Annotated in this window: 5 protein-coding genes; 1 reads left to right on the top strand and 4 read right to left on the bottom strand. The window is 64.8% G+C overall.

Features of this window, described 5'->3' with window-relative positions; translation table 11 throughout:
* From VGG53_RS03895 to VGG53_RS03880, 4 genes are all read right to left on the bottom strand, one after another.
* Positions 1–615, bottom strand: a 615-nt coding sequence (locus VGG53_RS03895; protein ID WP_331516679.1) for a fumarylacetoacetate hydrolase family protein, incomplete at its 3' end; no start/stop codon positions are given.
* A 29-nt stretch (positions 616–644) separates the two neighbouring features.
* Positions 645–1,781, bottom strand: coding sequence for a VOC family protein (locus VGG53_RS03890; protein WP_331516678.1), 1,137 nt, complete (start codon positions 1,779–1,781; stop codon positions 645–647).
* Positions 1,781–2,455, bottom strand: a complete 675-nt coding sequence (locus VGG53_RS03885) for a class I SAM-dependent methyltransferase (RefSeq protein WP_331516677.1) — start codon at positions 2,453–2,455, stop codon at positions 1,781–1,783. The genes VGG53_RS03890 and VGG53_RS03885 overlap by 1 nt, the downstream gene beginning before the upstream one ends.
* A complete protein-coding gene (locus VGG53_RS03880) occupies positions 2,455–3,057 on the bottom strand; it encodes a pyridoxamine 5'-phosphate oxidase family protein (protein ID WP_331516676.1) in 603 nt (200 codons plus the stop codon). Before VGG53_RS03880 ends, VGG53_RS03885 begins: the two co-directional genes overlap by 1 nt.
* Positions 3,058–3,111: 54 nt before the next feature.
* Here VGG53_RS03880 and VGG53_RS03875 point away from each other — a divergent pair.
* A partial coding sequence (locus VGG53_RS03875; protein WP_331516675.1) for a TetR/AcrR family transcriptional regulator occupies positions 3,112–3,507 on the top strand: 396 nt, incomplete at its 3' end.

Raw genomic sequence — 3,507 nt, 5'->3', positions numbered from 1 at the left:
TTCACCGTTGACTCGCAGCCGCAGTCGCAAGTCACCGAAGCGCTTGAGCTCGTCGCCGTCCAGCAGAACCAGCGCAGGCCCGACCGGAGTGAACGTCGGATACGACTTCGCCTCGTAGAACTGCGTTTTGGTCAATTGCACGTCGCGCGCCGACACGTCGTTGGACACCACCAGGCCGCAGATGTAGTCCGAGAGGTTGGCGTCGGTGATCGCGGTGCCAACCGGCACATCGCGGCCGATGACCAGACCGATCTCGACCTCGTAGTCGAGCAGCCGGACGTGCTTGGGTTTGATGATGTCGTCAAATGGGCCGCTGATGGAGCCAGATGCCTTGCGGAAGAACGCCAGCGGGTCGGTTGCCGGGTTGCGTCCGGCATCTCTGGCATGAGACGCGTAGTTGGCCAGTTGCGCCACCACCCGGCACGGCACGGTGATCGGGGACACCAGATGCAGGCTGTCCACCGGCACAGTGTCGTCGCTGTGGGTGGCGGCCTCGATGGCGGCTCGCTCGGCCAGCAGCTGGCGGGTGGTGGTCGCGGTGGTGGTGACTCGAGCGGCCCCGGTTGGGGTCTGCACCCACCAGGCATCGGCGGTGCGCAGGATCGAGACGGTCATCGGGAGTCCTTGAGGAATCGGTTGTTGGGTTAGGAATTGGCCACGCTGAGCATGCCGCGCAGGCTGGCCAGATCGAATTCGTTGTCGCCGCGCAGCGCGCTGATCACCGAGCGGAGCTCCCGCAGGGATTCGCGGCCCGGTGCGATGCCGAGAAAGTCTTTGGTGATGCGGGGTCCCCATTGGTAGAGCCCGGAGGCGGTGAAGGGAGCCCAGCCCGGCTCGAGGCTGTCGTCGAACATGTCACCGTCGCTGAAGTGCTCGACCAAAAATCCGTCGGGATCGCGCCAGTAGTCGAAGATCTGGCTGCCCAGGATGTGCCTGCCGATTCCCCACGAGCGGTGATAACCGAGTTCGGCCAGGTGACGGCCGCCCGTGGCGATCGCGTCGATGTCGCTGACCTGGTACGCCGAATGGATGTAACGGTTGGACGGGCCCAGTGCCAGACCCAGGGTGTGATGGTCGGCGGGAGCCTGCCCCCGATCGCAGCGGATGAAGCTCATGACCGGTCCGCGGTCGCGCCGTCCGGGGTAGTACATGAAGTCGCTGACGATCATCCCGAGAGTATCGAGATACCAGTTCAGCGCCTCCCGGTACTTGGTGGTCTGCAACACCAGATGTCCGAGCCGCTGGACCCGTGTCGGCTCGCGCGGCTGGCGTTGGGTGGTGTTGATCCGCGCGAGTTCGTGCCCAAAGTTGTACTGATGCGGGGCCTGCGCCGGCAGGGCTTCCAGCTGGTGAACACCGGCCACCGCCCGCACCGTCACACCGCTGGGATCGACCAGGTCGACCGCCACGCCGCCGAGCGACTCGGGCAGCGCGCGGATTTTGGTGCCGGTCGCCTCGGCCAGCCGCAGCACATCGGACCGGTGCTGGGCGGTATATGCGGCTGCCACGAATCTCGATCGGGGACCACGCCGGATCAGCACGCAGGGTGAACCGGGATCGGTGCCGCGCAGATACAGCTCGTCATCCGTGTGAAGTACGGTGCTAAAGCCGAACGCCCGCGAAAATGCCTCAGCACGAACCAGATCCGGCTTCTCGAACTCCAACCAGGCAATGTCGTGAACCTTGATGACGGGGTCACGGGATCGCCCCGGATGCTCCCCTTGGCGAGCACCCTGATCACTGTGCAGATCGGTGTGCGCGCCGGCAACACGGTCGCCCATCAGTGCCGCTTTCGAGATGGCAACCGCGCCTCGAAGAACTCGACCGCTCCGCTGCCTTCGAGTGCCACGATGTCGAGGCCGAATTCCTTGAGCCATTTCTCGATTTCGCCTGTGCGCGGAGTGTTTCCGAATACCCCGGCGCGGCGGCTCAGCGCGATAATGGCATCCTGGCGCCGGCCTCGGCCGGTAACGCATGACGTCCCGCGCAGGGCCCCGCCCGGTCGGAGCACCCGAGCGAGCTCGCCCAGTGCCGCACGCGGGTCCGGCAGACAGTGCAGCCCGTTGTAGGTCACGCACAGATCAAAGCTGGCGTCAGCGAACTGCAGCGCGGTCACATCCGCTTCGACGAACTCGATCGCGTCCTGCACACCGCGTCGGCCCGCCTCCCGGCGCGCCCGGGTAAGCATGTACGGAGATATGTCGGCCGCGACGTAACGCACGGCCTGCCCGGTACGCAGACCGCGGAAGGCCAGGCCACCCCCGCACGGGATGTCCAGTACCGAGGCGCCGACCGAAACGTCGGCGAGTCGCTCGATGTCGGCGAACATGGGGCCCAGGTCGGCACCCCACATCGCTCGGGCGCCGAGCTTTGCGACGCTGGCGTGCTGGACGCCGGCGTCGTAGAGGGCCGCTGTGACGCGTTCGGAACGCCACTTCTCCGTTACGTCGGCCATTACTTCGCCGCCGTGTCCGGAGCGTCCCAGGGCATCGAGCCCGAGACCCAGTGAGTCAGCTCCTGCTGCTCGTTGCTGTGCAAGTGTCGCGGCGGCGTCACGAACGTCGCATACGGTCGACAGCGCACCAGTACCCGACCTTCCTGCTCTGCAACAGCTTTCACGGCGGGGCGTAGCTCGGCGGGCGCTGGCTCACCGGACATGCGTTCCGCCACCGCCATCATCACGTCGATCAGGGTTTCCTCGTCTTCGTCGATCACCGCGTCGCAATAGACCTGCAGGTAGGCGAACGGCCAGGTCTCGTCCAGTACACAGAGGCTGACTTTGCCGTTGCGGGCCACGGCTTTTGCTTTGGCACGTTCGCCCATGGTCGCCACCAACAGGTCGTCGTTGTCGTCTGGGACGTAATAGACGATCGACATCGCCGGACCATCCGATCGGCGGCCGTAACCGAATACGCATGTCCGGTGGGTCCGGACGAATTCGCGCCGCTCCGAAGACAGCATGTCGCGATCCGTCGGCGCCTGAAACGGATTCTTTGACAGCGGCAACAAACGTGGTGATGTGGCGACGGCATCGTGGGTCTCAGAGGCGGTGCTCATAGATCTGACCTTTCACAGTTATTATCAAGTGATAATAACTGTACACTGTGAACAATGCAACGCAAGACCCCGACGCCGAACAATGTGCGCCTACGCCGGTCGAGGACCGATATCAGGCAGGCCCTGCTGGAGTCGGCTCTGGTCGAGTTCGGGGCCAAGGGATTTGAGGGCGCCTCGACGCGGGCGATCGCGTCGCGGGTGCAAGCGCACCAGCCGCAGATCAACTACCACTTCGAGTCGAAGACGGCCTTATGGACTGCCGCGGTGAACTATCTCTTCGGTCTTTTGGGCGAGGCATTGGGCGACGTGTTGCCCGCGAAGCTGGCCGAGGTCGATGCGCCGCAACTCGCCGTTGCCTTTGCGGACGCGATACGTCGGCTCGTGCGATTCGCGGCCGAGCATCCTGAACTCAACCAAATCATGGTTCACGAGGGCACGGCGGCCAGCGAC

The organism is Mycobacterium sp., from assembly GCF_036490025.1.
Taxonomy (GTDB): domain Bacteria; phylum Actinomycetota; class Actinomycetes; order Mycobacteriales; family Mycobacteriaceae; genus Mycobacterium.
This window is presented reverse-complemented; position numbering and strand designations above follow the sequence as displayed.

Excerpts from the sequence above, each read along its gene's own strand:
- VGG53_RS03890 (WP_331516678.1), bottom strand. The coding sequence starts at position 1,781 with ATGGGCGACCGTGTTGCCGGCGCGCACACCGATCTGCACAGTGATCAG.
- VGG53_RS03885 (WP_331516677.1), bottom strand. The coding sequence starts at position 2,455 with ATGGCCGACGTAACGGAGAAGTGGCGTTCCGAACGCGTCACAGCGGCC.
- VGG53_RS03880 (WP_331516676.1), bottom strand. The coding sequence starts at position 3,057 with ATGAGCACCGCCTCTGAGACCCACGATGCCGTCGCCACATCACCACGT.